This is a genomic window from Methylophilus flavus, assembly GCF_042678905.1.
Taxonomy (GTDB): domain Bacteria; phylum Pseudomonadota; class Gammaproteobacteria; order Burkholderiales; family Methylophilaceae; genus Methylophilus; species Methylophilus flavus.
This window is the reverse complement of sequence record NZ_JBHTLN010000001.1, coordinates 1,454,881-1,470,458: the sequence shown is the minus strand read 5'-3', so window position 1 is coordinate 1,470,458 and position 15,578 is coordinate 1,454,881. Positions and strand designations below refer to the sequence as shown.

The following is a 15,578-nucleotide window of genomic DNA, read 5'->3' as shown; positions in this document are numbered from 1 at the left end:
AAAATAATGGATAACGACATTAATATTCTTTGGAAAGAAATCGTTCAGGATTTTACTACCGCTTCTGCCATGTGGCAGTTATTAGTGGTCGGGTGCATTCTTGCTGTAAGTGGCTTGCTTAATTGGCACCTTCGTAAGCAGATCCAGGCTGGCCGGGTAAATGTAGTTTACAAAATGCTACTTGGTGGCATAGAGCGCCTGTTTTTTCCTTTTGTAGGCTTTTTGTTACTGGTGATTGCGCGCTACTCGTTACAACACTGGATGCATGTAGGTCTGATCCGCTTGGCCGCACGCATGTTGCTGGCCATGATCATTATTCGTAGCGTTGTATTTGTGCTGCGCTACGTGTTTTCACCCAGCGCCTGGTTGCAATCGTTTGAACGTGTGATTGGCTGGACAGTTTGGGTGATAGTCGCCTTGCATATAGGCGGCTTCCTGGACCCTGCATTGCAGGTGCTTGAAAATGTGCAATTCAGTGTCGGCAAGCAAAAGCTGGATCTGCTACTGCTGATTCAAGGCGGATTGACCATTGTAATAACCATGCTGGTCGCCTTGTGGCTGAGTCGTATGCTAGAGCTGCGACTGATGGCCTCGGAGAATATCGATAGCAACTGGCGTGTCATCATGGTCAAGCTGGTACGAATGGTGGCGATCGTGATCGCCTTGCTGATGTCTTTGGCCGCTGTAGGTATTGATGTCACCATGCTATCGGTATTTGGTGGTGCTTTGGGTGTAGGTCTGGGTTTTGGCTTACAAAAGATTGCCAGCAACTATGTGAGTGGTTTTATTATCCTGATGGATAAGTCGCTGCATATGGGCGATATCGTGACCATACGCGGTTTCTATGGCATGGTGGGAGAGCTGCGCTCGCGCTATATTGTCTTGCGCAAGCTGGATGGAACAGAGTTTATCATCCCTAATGAAACCATCATCACTGACGTGGTGATTAATCATACCTCCGCAGCGCACAAAGCAAAAGTGCCGGTTTCGGTGCAGGTCTCATATGCAAGCGATCTTGATTTAGCCATCAAATTATTACAAGAGGTTGGTAGAACGCATGAGCGCACTCTTAGAGATGACAGTGCGGTCGAGGTGATCATCAAATCATTTGGTCAGTACGGAATTGATTTGCAGTTGGCGGTAGGCGTGCTTAATCCTGAAGAGGGCACTGCCAAGCTGCAAAGTGATATCTATTACGAGATCTGGCAGCGCTTTAAAGCGAATAATATTCAGATCCCATACCCACAGCAGGAGGTGCGCATTATTTCGGGCCAGGACGCGTTGAATGCGGCTCCGGAGTAATTAAGCATCACCTGGAATAATAGCTAATAAAAAAGCCTGCATATGCAGGCTTTTTTATTTAAGACGGTAAGAAATAAATTATTTCAATTTAGTTTCTTTGTACAGTACATGCTTACGAGCAACTGGATCAAATTTTTTGATTTCCATTTTCTCAGGCATGGTACGTTTGTTTTTAGTAGTGGTATAGAAATGACCTGTACCAGCACTTGATTCCAATTTGATTTTTTCACGCATGATAATATCCTTTGCAGACTAAATGTCGCGAGTTAGATTTTTTCGCCAGCTGCACGCAAATCAGCCAACACAGCGTCGATACCATTTTTGTCGATAGTACGCAAAGCAGCGTTAGTAATGCGCAGGCTTATCCAGCGGTTTTCGCTCTCAACCCAGAACTTACGGTTTTGCAAGTTAGGCAAGAAACGGCGTTTTGTTTTGTTTTGTGCGTGAGAAACATTGTTACCCACCATCGGCTTTTTGCCTGTTACCTGACATACACGTGCCATGGTTATCTCCAAATACTTTATCTTTTTCAGAAAGAGCGAGATTATAGAATGAAAAGCAAGACTAAATCAAGCAATTGTTATGCTTTTTACTGATTAATGCTTTCCGGTACTGCCAAAGCCACCTTCACCACGTTCACTCGAGGTAAATTCATCCACAATATGAAAATCTGCCTGTACCACCGGCACGATCACCATCTGCGCGATACGCTCCAGCGGGTTCAAAATAAATGGCTCTTTACTGCGGTTCCAGCATGAAACCAGTAGTTGGCCCTGGTAATCCGAATCGATCAGTCCTACCAGGTTACCGAGCACGATACCGTGCTTGTGTCCCAGCCCTGAGCGAGGCAAAATCAGCGCAGCATAATAGGCATTATCAATATGGATCGCCATCCCGGTGGGAATCATGATGGTTTCACCAGGCTGTATGGTTTGGGTATGCTCGATACAGGCACGCAAATCCAGCCCTGCGGAGCCAGGCGTCGCATAGGTCGGCATCATATGATGCAAACGCGGGTCCAGGATTTTAAGGTCTACAGTAATTGACATATTTGCTCCAAAAATATTGCGCTATTAAAGCATGAAATATGCTGCAAAATCACTTAGCGCGATAACTAGCTCACAATTAAAAAAGCCAGCTAGTGCTGGCTTTAAGGTGTGTGGCTATTTTAAAACTTGTATTGAGCGTTTAATCCGATCAGATAGTTACGTTCAGCAGAGGGTTCAAAAAACCTGCTATTGGCATCATTGATTCGGACAGAGCCTAAATATTCCTTATCACCCAGGTTTTCTACACGGATAAACTCCTTAAAAATCCAGTTGCTAAGTACTTGTTCGAATCCCGCCCGAATATTGAAGATCGTGTAAGAGGAGGCGGAGTCCGTATTTCGGTCGTTCACATATACCTTACTGTTGTATCTGGTCTCAAATGCTGTATGGAAACCTAGTGGCTCATATTTCCAGCGTATCTCCCCATATGCCTGGCTGCTATAGGTGCCAGGAATATGATTGCCTGAGGCGATTAGCCCCGTAGCACTATTAAAGTCAGAGTCAAACTTTGCATTTAATAATGTGTATGAAAGGTAGGTTGAAATGTTATTGCTGAAATTAGACTCTAATGAAAGCTCGGCACCTTTTCTTACAGTCTTGTTTGCGTTGGCGAATATGCTTCTGTTTGCCGGGTCAATCAAGCTCACCACAATTTCATCATCTGTTTTAATGTAATACAAGGTGAGGTTTGCCCGGGTATTGTCAGTCACATAAGCCTTGGTCCCCACTTCAAAGTTCTCACTGGTGCTAGGCTTCAGGCTCAAGTTAGGGGTTGCACCGCTGGTGGCTGCGTTGTAGGCAGCTTCCACAAATGTAGGCGTTTCAAAACCTCTGCCATAGTTTGCATACAAATTGACTTCAGGGGTGACTTTCCAGGTTGCACCAATGACAGGGTTTGTTTTGTTGTATGAGACTGACCCACTGTTATCGCCAAAACCCAGGAAGCTGTCCTTGACTGTTAAATTCACTTTAGTTCTTCTGACGCCTGCATGGATATCTACAGTATCAGTTGCTGAGAGCTTGCCCTGAATGTAGCGGTCGTAATTAGTGGAAATGTTTTCTTCATTGCGGTTCGTTACATTGGCTGGAGCACCGGCTAGCTGTGTGTTAACGTCCAGTCGATCATCTTGAGATTTTCCGTAATTCATCCCCAGGCTAACGGTATAATTTTTCCCTAATACTTCGCCATTGTTATCCCATCTAAGATCCGCGCCATAGAAACTTCTATCAATTTCGCTAGTTCTGGCATTAGTTCCTAAAGCGTTAATCGGCAGGACTTGCGAGTTACGTCGAGTACCCACATAAGGAATAAATGAAATTCTGTTAGTTTCATTAATGGCATGTTCCAGGTTGAAACCAACTTGGGTATGGCTGCGTGATACCCGGGTGTTCGCGTTATTTGCCGCAGCTACGGTGCCTTTTCTATCGTTCCTGACACCTGCCCTGGTTAAGCCTAAAGGGTCCTGGGCATCTTGATCAAACCAGTTAACCAAGGTTGTCAGCTTGGTATCGTCACTGATATGAAATTTGAATTTGGCTGTGCCCATTTGTTTGTCACTACTGCTATGGTCTCGATAACCATTGGACTCGAAGTTTGAGACATTCAGCATATACTCAATGCCCTCTGATCGACCAGCGGCCTCCAGCACATTGCGTTTGGTATCGTAACTACCAAACATGGTAGTGGCGCCAATGGTTGGAGTAGCTGGTGCGTCAGCTGTAAACATTTGAATAACGCCGCCAGAGGAGTTTCCATAAAGTGATGAGAATGGTCCGCGCATGACTTCTATGCTTTTGATTGCAGAAAGGTCAACCACACCTGGCTGACCTTGGCCATCAGGCATGGTCAATGGAATGCCATCCACGTAGACTCTTACTCCGCGTACACCAAAGGATGAGCGTGAGCCAAAACCGCGGCTGGAAATTTGCGGATCCTGCGCTTGCTGAGTCCGGTTTTGTGCGGTAATGCCGGGCACGCGGATCAGGCTTTCGGATAATTGCATTTGCAATTGCCCTTCTTTAATATCTTTTTCAGTCACCACGTCAATCGCCACTGGCAGGTCAAAACTGTTTTGCGCCTGGCGGGTGGCAGTGACTACCACTGGTGAAAGTATCAGGGTTTTTTCTTCTTCGGCTTCGGCCACTGCTAGGCTGCCAAAAGCTGATGAAATCGCCAAACAGACTGGCGTTAAACGAAACACAAAAGCGCGCATAGGTTACTCAATACTAATGAAATCAAATGGCGCGATTGTAAGCTTTTTGGCAGGCCGAACCCCTCAGTATTTTCATGAATATACTGAGGGGCTGTGTATTTGCAGCGGATTAGTTCAGTTGGTGTTTCAGGTGCGTCAGGATTTTCGCAGCAATCGTGGTTTTATCGGCTGTATCCAGCGGGTAATCACCCGTTGCATCAATGAGTATGACGCTGTTGTTGTCACTTCCTAAAGCCAGGTTGGCCCGGTTTGCCACAATCAGCGGAATCTTTTTGTCCAGCCGCTTTTGTCTGGCGTATTCAAGCACACGCTCTGTTTCAGCGGCGAAGCCGACACAATAGGGCGGGTTTGGTAATGAGGCAACATCAGCCAGGATATCTTTATTCTTTTTAAGTTCAATAGTAAGTGTTTGCTCACTTTTCTTGATTTTCTGGTCAGATGAAACTAATGGGCTGTAATCTGCGACAGCGGCTACACCGATAAATACTTCTTGGTCTGCAATGTGCTGCATGACGCTTTGGTACATGTCATGGGCGGTGCCCGCATAGTATGCATGCCTGACCTGAGGGCGCGATGCGGTCGCGTGACCATAGACTAATGTCACTTCGGCGCCCATCTGAGTGGCTACTTTGGCCAAAGCAAAGCCCATTTTTCCACTGCTGATATTGGTGATGCCGCGCACCGGATCCAGCATTTCCATCGTAGCGCCTGCAGTAATCAGGATTTTTTTGTCTGCCAGTAGCTTGGGCGTCAAGTGCGCCTGCACACCCTCGATCAGCATGTCAGGTTCCAGCATCCTGCCCTGGCCGACTTCACCACATGCCTGTTCGCCGCTATCTGGCCCTAATATCGTGACCTGGTCTTTAAGTAACTGCGCAATATTGCGTTGAGTGCTAGCATTTTCCCACATTTGCTTATTCATAGCTGGTGCAACCAGGAGTGGGCACTCACGCGCTAGGCACAATGTCGACAGCAAGTCGTTCGCAAAGCCATGTGCAAGCTTGGCAATGAAATCAGCACTGGCTGGTGCAACCAGAATGGCATCTGCTGGTCGGCTTAATTCTATGTGCGGCATGCCATTTGCAATACGCGCATCCCAGCTATCGACAAATACCGGGTTACCGGAAAGCGCCTGCAATGTGGTCGGTGTGATGAAATGGGTAGCCGCTTCTGTCATCACTACTTGTACTGTATGGCCTTGCTTGATGAGCAGGCGGATAAGCTCGGCAGTTTTGTATGCGGCAATGCCGCCGGTGACCCCAACAAGTAAATGCTTGGGCTGCAAATAATCGTACTGTGACTGAGCGCTATTCATGGCTGCATTTTAACTGTAAAGCGCGCATATTTGGAATCTGGTCGGATGGCAAAATCTTTAAACATGTTAAGATATGGCAATCAATAAGGTGAAGTGATGCTGAAAACGATAAGGATTATTTTCTGGGTGGCGGTCGTGTTTACAGCGCTGATGCAGGTATGGGAGGAATATCAAGGTCTACAGTGGCGTAAGCCTTTGCGGGTCGCTTTGTATCCAGTGAATGCAGATGGTTCCGCAGAGGTTGAGGCTTATATGGCGAGCTTGCAGGAAAAAGATTTCGAAGTCATCGCGCAATATTTTTCACGCGAAGCGCTCAGGTATCAGCTGCCCTTGCATAGCCCGATAATTTTTCTTCTTGGCCCTGGCATCAAAGAGGTACCGCCTGCGCCGCCCGCAATCAATGCTAGTCCGATAGATATTATCCTTTGGAGCCTTAAATTCCGCTGGTTTGCCTGGCAGCATCAACCAGCCCTTGGCGTGCCCATTGATATCAAACTCTATCTGTTGTACCACGATGTGAAAACACATACGCGTTTATTGCATTCGACAGCGCTACAAAAAGGGCGGATAGGCCGTGTGAATTTATTCGCAGCCCCTGATCAGCATGCTGGTAATACGGTTGTGATCGCACATGAATTGTTACATACCTTGAGTGCCAGTGATAAATATGACCTGAATACTAATGCGCCTTTGCGCCCGCAAGGCTATGCCGAGCCTTACATGCAACCACTGTATCCACAAAGGAAGGCAGAAATCATGGCGGGGAAAATCCCGCTTTCTCCAAACCGTGCACGCATGGCCAGAAACCTGGATGAGACCATCATTGGTCGGCCTACGTCTAGGGAAATCGGCTGGGCAAAGTAACGTGATGCGAGGATAAGCGATGGCAATCACTGACTGGCCCGAACAAGAACGTCCGCGCGAAAAGTTGTTGCGGGCTGGTGCCATGACGCTTTCGGATGCGGAGTTACTCGCTATCTTTTTACGGGTAGGCGTGGTTGGTAAATCGGCCGTCGATCTGGCGCGTGACCTGTTGCAGCATTTTCACAGCCTGAATGGTATTTTCTCGGCGACTATGGCCGAGATGCAGCAAGTGCATGGCATGGGGGAAAGTAAATATTGCCAGCTGCAAGCGGTGCTGGAAATGAGCAAGCGTGCGCTCGGTGAAACATTGCAACAGGCAGATAGCTTTAACTCGCCTGCTCAGGTGAAAGCCTATTTGCGATTGCAGTTATCACATCTGTTGCGTGAAGTATTCGGCATCCTGTTTCTTGATGCACAAAATCGGCTGATCGCTTATGAAACCTTGTTTGAAGGAAGCCTGATGCAAACCAGTGTTTATCCGCGTGAAGTGGTCAAGCGTGCGCTCGAACTAAATGCGGCGGCTGTCATCCTGAGTCATAACCACCCCGGCGGATCGGCTTCGCCCAGTCGTGCGGATGAGCAATTGACCCGGACATTAAAAGAGTCATTAAGCCTGGTAGATATAAAGGTGCTGGATCACATCATTGTGGCCGGTCAGGACACATTTTCATTCAGCGAGCGGGGATTGATTTGAAGCTGTTTGTTTAAGAAGGCAGGGGAGTGGTGGGTGCTAACGGGGTCGAACCGCTGACATTCGCCTTGTAAGGGCGACGCTCTACCAACTGAGCTAAGCACCCGTGCCTTGTAACGAAGGCCGCATTATACCTAACCCTTTTGTTCTTGCAAGAGGGGCGGCTTAGTTTTTAGCAGGTAGTTTTGAAGGCGGCGGCTAGACAGTTAAGCGCTTTGTGATATTGATCAACTGTAATGAAATATCGGCCAACCCTGTTCTGCGCTTGTCTGCCATCTCGGAAAGCAATGAATAAGCTTCTTCTTCATTGAGGGCTCGCTGACGCATCAAAATGTCCCTGGCACCATCCACCAGTTTCTGATCTTCCCGACTCAAAAGGGCGTGTTGCGAAGCGTCAAACGGGAGTGAAGTCGTGGGCGTTGAAGGTCTCATCGGTCAAAAAGTAAAGTAAGTTTAATGCTGAACAGGATTTAGCAATCTATGTGCCAGTTAACTGCATGATTGTAAGTCTATGATTGTTAAGGTATATTGCCCACAATATAGGCGTGGGTGGATAATGGTTGATTGCACCACCGCAGTGCCCTTGCACCAAGTCGCGAGCGATTGAACGATGACGCAGGCTTTTTACAGATAAGAAAAACATTAAAAAGAGAAAGAAATAATATGAAGGGTTTTTTAGGGCGTGCTGGCTGGGCCGGGCTGACATTGCTGGGGGTATTTGCCGTAGCGCAAGTGGCGCTTTCCAGAGGCGAAGCGCTAAATGTCCTTTGGCTGATTACAGCGGCTATCTGCGTGTATGCGATTGCCTACCGATTTTATGCTGCCTGGATAGCAGCCAGCATCTTGAGCCTGGATGCCACCAGGGCGACGCCCGCCGAGCGTTTGAATAACGGGCGGGATTTTGTGCCAACCAACCGCTGGGTGGTGTTCGGCCATCATTTTGCCGCGATTGCCGGACCAGGTCCATTGGTCGGCCCTACACTGGCGGCGCAGTTTGGTTATTTGCCCGGCACGCTATGGATACTGATTGGTGCCGTGCTTGGTGGCGCGGTGCAGGATATGGTAACGCTGTTTCTTTCCACCCGCCGCAATGGACGCAGCCTGGGCCAAATGGCACGCGACGAGATTGGAGCTATCGGCGGTGTGGCCGCTATGTTTGGCACCTTTATGATCATGATTATTCTGATTGCCGTTTTAGGCCTGGTGGTGGTGAATGCCATGAAACACAGTCCCTGGGGCACTTCTACTGTGGCCGCCACCATCCCGATCGCCATGATTGTGGGCGTCTACATGCGTTACCTGCGACCAGGGCGCGTGCTGGAAGCTTCGCTGCTGGGCGTGGTTTTGCTGTTAGGGTCGGTGGTATTGGGTGGCTGGGTGGATCATCACCCGGTATTATCCGGCTGGTTTGATCATGAGGGATTGCCGCTGGCGTTCAGCGTGATCGCCTATGGTTTTGCCGCAGCGGTGCTGCCGGTATGGCTGTTGCTGGCACCTCGTGATTACTTATCCACCTTTATGAAGTTGGGCACCGTGCTGATGCTGGCGATTGCTATTTTATGGTTACGCCCGGATATCCGTATGCCTGCTATTACACCGTTTATTGATGGCACAGGTCCCATATTTGGTGGCAAGCTGTTTCCGTTTGTGTTTATTACGATTGCCTGCGGGGCGATTTCCGGTTTTCACGCCTTAATTGCAAGTGGCACTACGCCCAAGCTCATTACCAGCGAATACGATATCCGCATGATAGGTTACGGCGCCATGTTGCTGGAGAGTTTTGTGGCGATGATGGCGATGATCGCTGCGACCATTCTTGAACCAGGCGTATTTTTCGCAATTAACAGCCCGGCCGGGGTGGTTGGTAAAGAAGCGCTCGATGCTGTAAATACCATCAGCAGTTGGGGTTACCAAGTGACTGTTGAGCAAATGCAGGATTTAGCAAACGCCATGGGTGAAAGCACCTTATTTGCCCGCACAGGAGGCGCGCCTAGCCTGGCTGTTGGCATGGCCAGTATTTTAGGCACGGTTTTTGGTAAACATTTGCTGGCACTGTGGTATCACTTCGCCATAATGTTCGAAGCCATTTTTATTCTGACTACGCTGGATGCTGGAACCCGCGTCGGCCGCTTTATGTTGCAGGACATGCTGGGCAATCTGCACCCCAAACTTGGCGAAACTTCTTATACGCCTTCGGTGATTTTCACCAGTGCACTGGTGGTCGCCGGCTGGGGTTATTTCCTCTACATCGGGGTGATTGACCCTAATGGCGGGGTAAATATCCTGTGGCCGTTATTTGGCATTGCCAATCAGATGCTTGCCGCCATTGCTTTGTCAGTGGGGACGGGTATTCTGATCAAGTCGGGTAAAGCCAGTAAAGCCTGGATCACTGGCTTGCCTTTGATCTGGTTGCTTACGATCACGACAACCGCAGCTTATGAGAAGATATTCAGCAATGATACGCGGGTAGGTTTTTTTGCCGCAGCCAATGATTTGGCAGCCAAATTGACCGCTGGACTATTGCCGCCTGATAAAGCAGCAGTCGCGCCACAATTAATCTTCAATCAACAACTAGATGCCTGGCTGACTCTGTTTTTTGTAGCGGTATTATGGGTGGTGTTTATTGATGTAGTGCTGATGAGCTTGCGTTATTTTACTGGCAAGCCGGTGTTGCCATCGACCGAAACGCCTTATGTACCAACCAAGTATGTAGCGGGCAAGTTTTAGGCTGATGGAGATAATTCCTTGGATCGTATAAAACATATTTGGCAGCGCATCCGTCAATTGTCAGGCGATGACGTTTACGAACGTTATCTTGCGCATTATGCCGAGCATCATGCTGATGAGGTTGATGGTACTCCGCCATTATCACGTGCTGAATTTTTCAGGCAATGGCAGGATCAGAAGTGGCAAGGCATTAAAAGGTGCTGTTAAAGACAGTCATTCTTAAAGTCTTTAAATATTTTTTCAAGTGATCAAAATTAACGTCATCAAGATACTCAAGGTCAGGTCTTGCAGCTCGCGCGACATTGATATTTCATAGCTAAACCTGCTCAAATCCTTTGTATCCCACATTGTTTGTAAGCTCAAGCTACTGAAATCGTCTCGGCGCGAATGTAACAAACCTGTTTCAGGCGCGCAAGGCTGTACGTATTCAGTTAAAATAAGACTTTACCGATTATTCCAGATTTCAAATGCCTAAATACCGCTCACACACGACTACGCAAGGTCGGAACATGGCTGGTGCACGCGCACTTTGGCGTGCCACTGGCATGAAGGATGAAGATTTCTCCAAGCCGATTATTGCTATCTCAAACTCGTTTACCCAGTTTGTCCCTGGACATGTCCATCTGAAAGATTTAGGGCAGTTGGTCGCACGTGAAATTGAAAAAGCGGGTGGCGTAGCCAAAGAGTTCAACACTATTGCGGTGGATGATGGCATCGCCATGGGTCACAGCGGCATGCTTTACAGTTTGCCTAGCCGCGACCTGATTGCAGATAGCGTTGAATATATGGTGAATGCACATTGCGCAGATGCGCTGGTGTGTATCTCAAACTGCGACAAGATCACGCCCGGCATGTTGATGGCGGCATTGCGCCTGAATATCCCGGTGGTATTTGTCTCCGGCGGCCCGATGGAAGCCGGTAAAGTGAACTGGCAAGGCACAGTGCGTAAACTGGATCTGGTCGATGCCATGGTCGAAGCGGCAGATAGCCGCGTCAGCGATGAAGAGGTGGCTGAAGTTGAACGTTCCGCCTGCCCGACTTGTGGCTCATGTTCCGGTATGTTTACCGCGAACTCCATGAACTGCCTGACCGAAGCATTGGGGTTGAGTTTGCCTGGTAATGGTTCAACCCTGGCAACGCATGGCGCGCGTAAACAATTATTCTTGCAGGCAGGCCGCCTGATTGTGGATCTGGCCAAGCGTCATTACGAGCAGGATGACTATTCAGTCTTGCCACGCAATATCGCCAATATGCAGGCATTTGAAAATGCCATGAGTCTGGATGTCGCCATGGGTGGCTCTACCAATACTGTATTGCATCTGCTGGCGGCAGCGCACGAGGCGGGAATCGATTTCACGATGCGTGATATCGACCGCATTTCGCGTCAGGTGCCTTGTGTGTCTAAAGTGGCACCAGCAACCAGTAAATATCATATGGAAGATGTGCATAGGGCCGGTGGCGTGATGGGCATCCTGGGCGAACTTAATCGCGCCGGTGTCATCCATACGGATGTACCAACCGTTCATAGTGCAAGCATGGGTGAAGCGTTAGCCAAGTGGGACATTGTCACCACGCAAGATGAAGAAGTGAAAAAGTTTTATCGTGCAGCCCCTGGTGGCATTTCAACCACCATCGCTTTCAGCCAAAGCATGTTGTGGCCGGAGCTGGATGATGACCGTGAGAACGGCTGTATCCGTAACAAGGAACATGCTTATTCACAGGATGGTGGTTTAGCTGTGTTATACGGCAACATTGCGCTGGATGGATGTATTGTGAAAACCGCAGGTGTTGATGACAGTATTCTAAAGTTTACGGGTCGCGCACGTGTATTTGAAAGTCAGGATGATGCGGTTGAAAGTATTCTGGCTGACCAGGTAGTGGCGGGTGATGTCGTGGTGATTCGTTACGAAGGCCCACGTGGCGGACCGGGCATGCAGGAGATGTTGTACCCGACTTCTTACCTGAAATCCAAAGGATTGGGTAAGGAATGTGCCTTGCTGACTGATGGTCGTTTTTCTGGTGGTACTTCTGGTTTGAGTATCGGCCATGCCTCGCCAGAAGCGGCCGAGGGTGGGGCAATCGGACTGGTGGAAGAAGGGGATACGATTGAGATCGACATCCCTAACCGCACTATCCATTTGGTCATCAGTGATGAAGACATGGCGCACCGCCGCGCCACTATGGAAGCCAAAGGGCATCACGCCTGGAAACCGGCAAGCCGCGAACGCGTGGTTTCGCCAGCATTGCGAGCCTATGCCGCTATGACTACCAGTGCTGCCAGAGGCGCAGTAAGAGATGTGTCACAAATTGAAAGGGGTAATAAATGACCGCACACGCAACATTGGAGCATGGTCAACCCGATATGACAAAGCGCTTGAAGCTGCACGCGCATGTCAACCAGTTGCAAGACGAAAACGGTCTGCAATACCTTGAGATTGATAACCCGTTAGCGACTGGTAAAATTGCCTTACAGGGCGCGCATGTCATGGAGTGGCAGCCTAAGTTTTTAGCTGATCCGGTGTTATGGCTGTCAAGTAATGCACGTTATGTCAAAGGCCGTTCTATCCGTGGCGGTACCCCGATTTGCTGGCCATGGTTTGGTGCACATCCGACTGACAGTACATTGTGCCCGCATGGTTTTGCGCGGGTGATTCCATGGCGCGTGATGGATATCGATGCGACACCAACAGGCGCTACTCGCATTATTTTAGAAATGCAGCAAACCCCGGAAGCCCAGCGCCAGTTGTCATACCCTTATGAATTAACGCTCACGATTACCATAGGTCGCCGTTTACGTATTGATCTGGCTACCACTAATCTGGCCAAGCATCCATTTGTGATCAGTGAAGCTTTCCATACCTATTTCAATGTCAGTGATATATCCAATATCAAAATCACCGGCATGCAGGATTGCGTCTATCTGGACAAACTGCTGGATTATGAACGTAACGTTGAGCACAATGCATTAGCCTTTGATGGTAGTGAGTATGACCGCGTGTACGTCCACCATAGTTCTGATTGCGCGATACATGACAGTGGCTTCAACCGCATTGTACATATCGCAAAATCCGGCAGTGATGCCACTGTGGTATGGAACCCGGGTGCTGAAAAAGCAGGCTCTATGGGCGATATGGGCGTGGGTGACGAATGGCGCAAAACCATTTGTGTAGAAACTACTAATGCTCTGGATAATATGGTCGTGATCAACCCTGGCCGCAAACATATTTTAAGCGCTGAATACTCCATAGAAACGCTGTAAATCCCCTTGAAAACGCGCGTGTCAACGCATTCATGGCACGCGCGTTTTATCCCTGTTGGCAAAATACCAATCCAATTGAAAATATTTGATTCGCCTTAGAATTTCCGCAGCTTCATACTTGTGGAATTTTGATGGTCAGGTAAGATGCCACATGCATGAAAATTGCATTGGGGATTTATTATTTTAAAGATATTCAAGGAGTGCGCATGAAAGTTTTATTTTCTGCAATCACAGCAGCCATCTTACTAATGGCTGGTCAGGTTCAAGCGGCGGATGCAGCTGCCGCAAAAGCATTGGCACAAAAAAGCGGCTGTTTAGCTTGCCACAGTGTTGATGCAAAAGTATTGGGTCCAGCATACAAAGATGTTGCGGCAAAATACAAGGGTGACAAATCAGCAGAAGGCAAGCTGATTGAAAAAGTGAAAAAAGGCGGCAGTGGTGTTTGGGGAAACATTCCTATGCCAGCTAACAGCCCGCAGGTTAAAGACGAAGATATCAAAACGATTGTTGAGTGGATTCTGGCTCTGTAATATCGCTTGTGCAGTTTAAAAAGCCGACTAATTAGTCGGCTTTTTTATTTTCTTACGGTTAACTGAGGGCGTTTTATCTCAATTTATACCTAGCGCGCCAGCTTGCTGTGCCTGATTGAATAAACAAAGTAGAAAACAGCACCTACTATCGCCCAGGTGATAAAACGATGCCAGGTTTCCGCAGGCAGGAATGACATTAAGGCACCACAAGCCACCACACCGGCAACCGGAATTAAAGGATTAAAAGGATTCTTGAACGGGCGGGCCAAATCCGGATGGGTCATGCGCAAGCGAATCACGCCGATACACACCATAATAAAACTGGCTAAAGTACCAATATTAACTGTTTCTGCCAGTTCACCCAGCGGAATAAATCCGGCCACGATAGAAACCACAAAGCCGCACATCAGGATAATTTTGCTCGGCGTCTGGCGATCAGGATTCACTTCTGAAAAGATCGGCGAAATCAGTCCATCGCGGCTCATGGCAAAAAGAATCCGCGTAAGGCCATAGAGCAGCACCAGCAGTACCGTAATTAAGCCGGCAATCACACCAGTGGCGACTAAGGTTGAAGACCAGTGATATCCCAGTTTGGTCAGCGCATACGCCACAGGTGATGAAGTGTTCAATTCTTCGTAAGGCACCACACCGGTTAAGGTCCCCGAGACTATGATGTAAATAATGGTGCAAAAAAGCAGCGAAGCAATCAGGCCGATGGGCAAATCCCGTTGCGGATTTTTGCATTCTTCTGCGGCAGTAGACACGGCATCAAAGCCAAAATAGGCAAAAAACACCAGTGAGGCACCAGCGAAAACGCCTATGTTTTTGCCATTATCCAGGGTTTCGAACCAGCCATATGGCATAAACGGTTGCCAGTTGTCGGTATTAATATGGCCGACTGCAAGCACAATAAAAGTCACGATGGTGGAAAGCTTGATAATCACCATGATGTTGTTGGCACGCGCACTTTCTTTCACACCTGTCATTAACAGCAAGGTTAATATCCAGATAATTGCGAATGCCGGAAGATTGATGGTGCCGCCAAGCACTGGCGCTTTAGTCAGGTGTTCGGGGATATGAAAACCAAGATTGGTGGCGGTATTTACAAAATAGCCTGCCCAGCCATTGGCGACGGCTGCTGCGCCGACACCATATTCCAGTAATAGCATCCAGCCCATCATCCAGGCGGCAAACTCACCAAAAGCGACATAGCTGTAACCGTAGGCACTGCCTGAACCACCAATGGAGGAGGACAGTTCGGCATAAGCGAGTGCAGCAAAGCCTGCGGCTACACCGGCAATAATAAAAGACAGAACGACCGCCGGGCCGGATTGTGTTGCTGCTGCGATGCCGGTCAGCACAAAGATGCCGGTGCCTATGGCGCCGCCGATACCGAGTAATGCCAGATCAAATGCGGTCAGACATTTTTTGAGGCCGGTATGCGCATGCGGTTGAATTGGTTTTTTACGTAATAGTTGTTTGAACATTGCTGATCCCCTTGTGCTACAAGGGTAAAGCAATCGTTATACCAGCGTCAATGCTGATGAGAAATGCATGGTGAATTATTTAACGACTGCAGCCGAAGTGGTTATTAAAGTCACTTGGCCGCTGCTTCAAAACAGCTTTGC

The 15,578-nt window shown here is 48.5% G+C and carries 15 protein-coding genes and 1 tRNA gene; 8 read left to right on the top strand and 8 right to left on the bottom strand.

Annotated features, from left to right (window positions below):
* Positions 1-6: 6 nt before the first annotated feature.
* Entirely contained in the window at positions 7-1,302 is a 1,296-nt protein-coding gene (locus ACFQ2T_RS07175) for a mechanosensitive ion channel family protein (protein WP_379032454.1), read from the top strand.
* Between the two features lie 78 nt (positions 1,303-1,380).
* On the opposite strand, the gene rpmG is transcribed toward ACFQ2T_RS07175, so the two are convergent.
* From rpmG to coaBC, 5 genes are all read right to left on the bottom strand, one after another.
* On the bottom strand, positions 1,381-1,536 hold the full coding sequence (gene rpmG / locus ACFQ2T_RS07170; protein ID WP_011478679.1) for a 50S ribosomal protein L33: 156 nt from the start codon (positions 1,534-1,536) through the stop codon (positions 1,381-1,383).
* A 32-nt stretch (positions 1,537-1,568) separates the two neighbouring features.
* The gene (rpmB, locus tag ACFQ2T_RS07165) at positions 1,569-1,805 is read right to left on the bottom strand and encodes a 50S ribosomal protein L28 (protein ID WP_379032449.1); all 237 of its coding nucleotides are present in this window, start codon (positions 1,803-1,805) and stop codon (positions 1,569-1,571) included.
* A gap of 93 nt (positions 1,806-1,898) precedes the next feature.
* Positions 1,899-2,351, bottom strand: a complete 453-nt coding sequence (gene dut / locus ACFQ2T_RS07160) for a dUTP diphosphatase (protein ID WP_379032447.1) — start codon at positions 2,349-2,351, stop codon at positions 1,899-1,901.
* 119 nt (positions 2,352-2,470) lie between these two features.
* Entirely contained in the window at positions 2,471-4,564 is a 2,094-nt protein-coding gene (locus tag ACFQ2T_RS07155; protein WP_379032444.1) for a TonB-dependent receptor family protein, read from the bottom strand.
* 109 nt (positions 4,565-4,673) lie between these two features.
* Positions 4,674-5,879 carry a bifunctional phosphopantothenoylcysteine decarboxylase/phosphopantothenate--cysteine ligase CoaBC gene (coaBC, locus tag ACFQ2T_RS07150; protein ID WP_379032441.1) on the bottom strand — a complete coding sequence of 402 codons (1,206 nt, stop codon included), beginning with the start codon at positions 5,877-5,879 and terminating at the stop codon, positions 4,674-4,676.
* Positions 5,880-5,975: 96 nt separating this feature from the next.
* Between coaBC and ACFQ2T_RS07145 the strand changes: the two genes are divergently transcribed.
* Both ACFQ2T_RS07145 and radC read left to right on the top strand, forming a co-directional pair.
* On the top strand, positions 5,976-6,743 hold the full coding sequence (locus ACFQ2T_RS07145; protein WP_379032438.1) for a hypothetical protein: 768 nt from the start codon (positions 5,976-5,978) through the stop codon (positions 6,741-6,743).
* Between the two features lie 19 nt (positions 6,744-6,762).
* Entirely contained in the window at positions 6,763-7,437 is a 675-nt protein-coding gene (radC, locus tag ACFQ2T_RS07140) for a RadC family protein (protein WP_379032435.1), read from the top strand.
* Between the two features lie 27 nt (positions 7,438-7,464).
* Here radC and ACFQ2T_RS07135 read toward each other — a convergent pair.
* Positions 7,465-7,540: transfer RNA gene (locus ACFQ2T_RS07135), tRNA-Val, on the bottom strand.
* A gap of 92 nt (positions 7,541-7,632) precedes the next feature.
* On the bottom strand, positions 7,633-7,809 hold the full coding sequence (locus tag ACFQ2T_RS07130) for an ANTAR domain-containing protein (protein WP_379032433.1): 177 nt from the start codon (positions 7,807-7,809) through the stop codon (positions 7,633-7,635).
* Positions 7,810-8,097: 288 nt separating this feature from the next.
* Between ACFQ2T_RS07130 and ACFQ2T_RS07125 the strand changes: the two genes are divergently transcribed.
* The 5 genes from ACFQ2T_RS07125 to ACFQ2T_RS07105 all read left to right on the top strand — a co-directional run bounded on the left by ACFQ2T_RS07125 (position 8,098) and on the right by ACFQ2T_RS07105 (position 13,950).
* A complete protein-coding gene (locus tag ACFQ2T_RS07125) occupies positions 8,098-10,161 on the top strand; it encodes a carbon starvation CstA family protein (RefSeq protein ID WP_379032430.1) in 2,064 nt (687 codons plus the stop codon).
* Positions 10,162-10,179: 18 nt separating this feature from the next.
* The gene (locus tag ACFQ2T_RS07120) at positions 10,180-10,368 is read left to right on the top strand and encodes a YbdD/YjiX family protein (protein ID WP_379032427.1); all 189 of its coding nucleotides are present in this window, start codon (positions 10,180-10,182) and stop codon (positions 10,366-10,368) included.
* Positions 10,369-10,628: 260 nt separating this feature from the next.
* Positions 10,629-12,488 carry a dihydroxy-acid dehydratase gene (ilvD, locus tag ACFQ2T_RS07115; RefSeq protein WP_379032424.1) on the top strand — a complete coding sequence of 620 codons (1,860 nt, stop codon included), beginning with the start codon at positions 10,629-10,631 and terminating at the stop codon, positions 12,486-12,488.
* Complete coding sequence (locus ACFQ2T_RS07110; protein WP_379032421.1) at positions 12,485-13,420, top strand: D-hexose-6-phosphate mutarotase; 936 nt, start codon at positions 12,485-12,487, stop codon at positions 13,418-13,420. Before ilvD ends, ACFQ2T_RS07110 begins: the two co-directional genes overlap by 4 nt.
* A 206-nt stretch (positions 13,421-13,626) precedes the next feature.
* Positions 13,627-13,950, top strand: a complete 324-nt coding sequence (locus ACFQ2T_RS07105; RefSeq protein WP_379033914.1) for a c-type cytochrome — start codon at positions 13,627-13,629, stop codon at positions 13,948-13,950.
* Between the two features lie 89 nt (positions 13,951-14,039).
* Here the strand turns inward: ACFQ2T_RS07105 and ACFQ2T_RS07100 are convergent, their stop codons facing one another.
* Positions 14,040-15,437, bottom strand: a complete 1,398-nt coding sequence (locus tag ACFQ2T_RS07100) for an amino acid permease (RefSeq protein WP_379032419.1) — start codon at positions 15,435-15,437, stop codon at positions 14,040-14,042.
* Between the last annotated feature and the right edge of the window lie 141 nt (positions 15,438-15,578).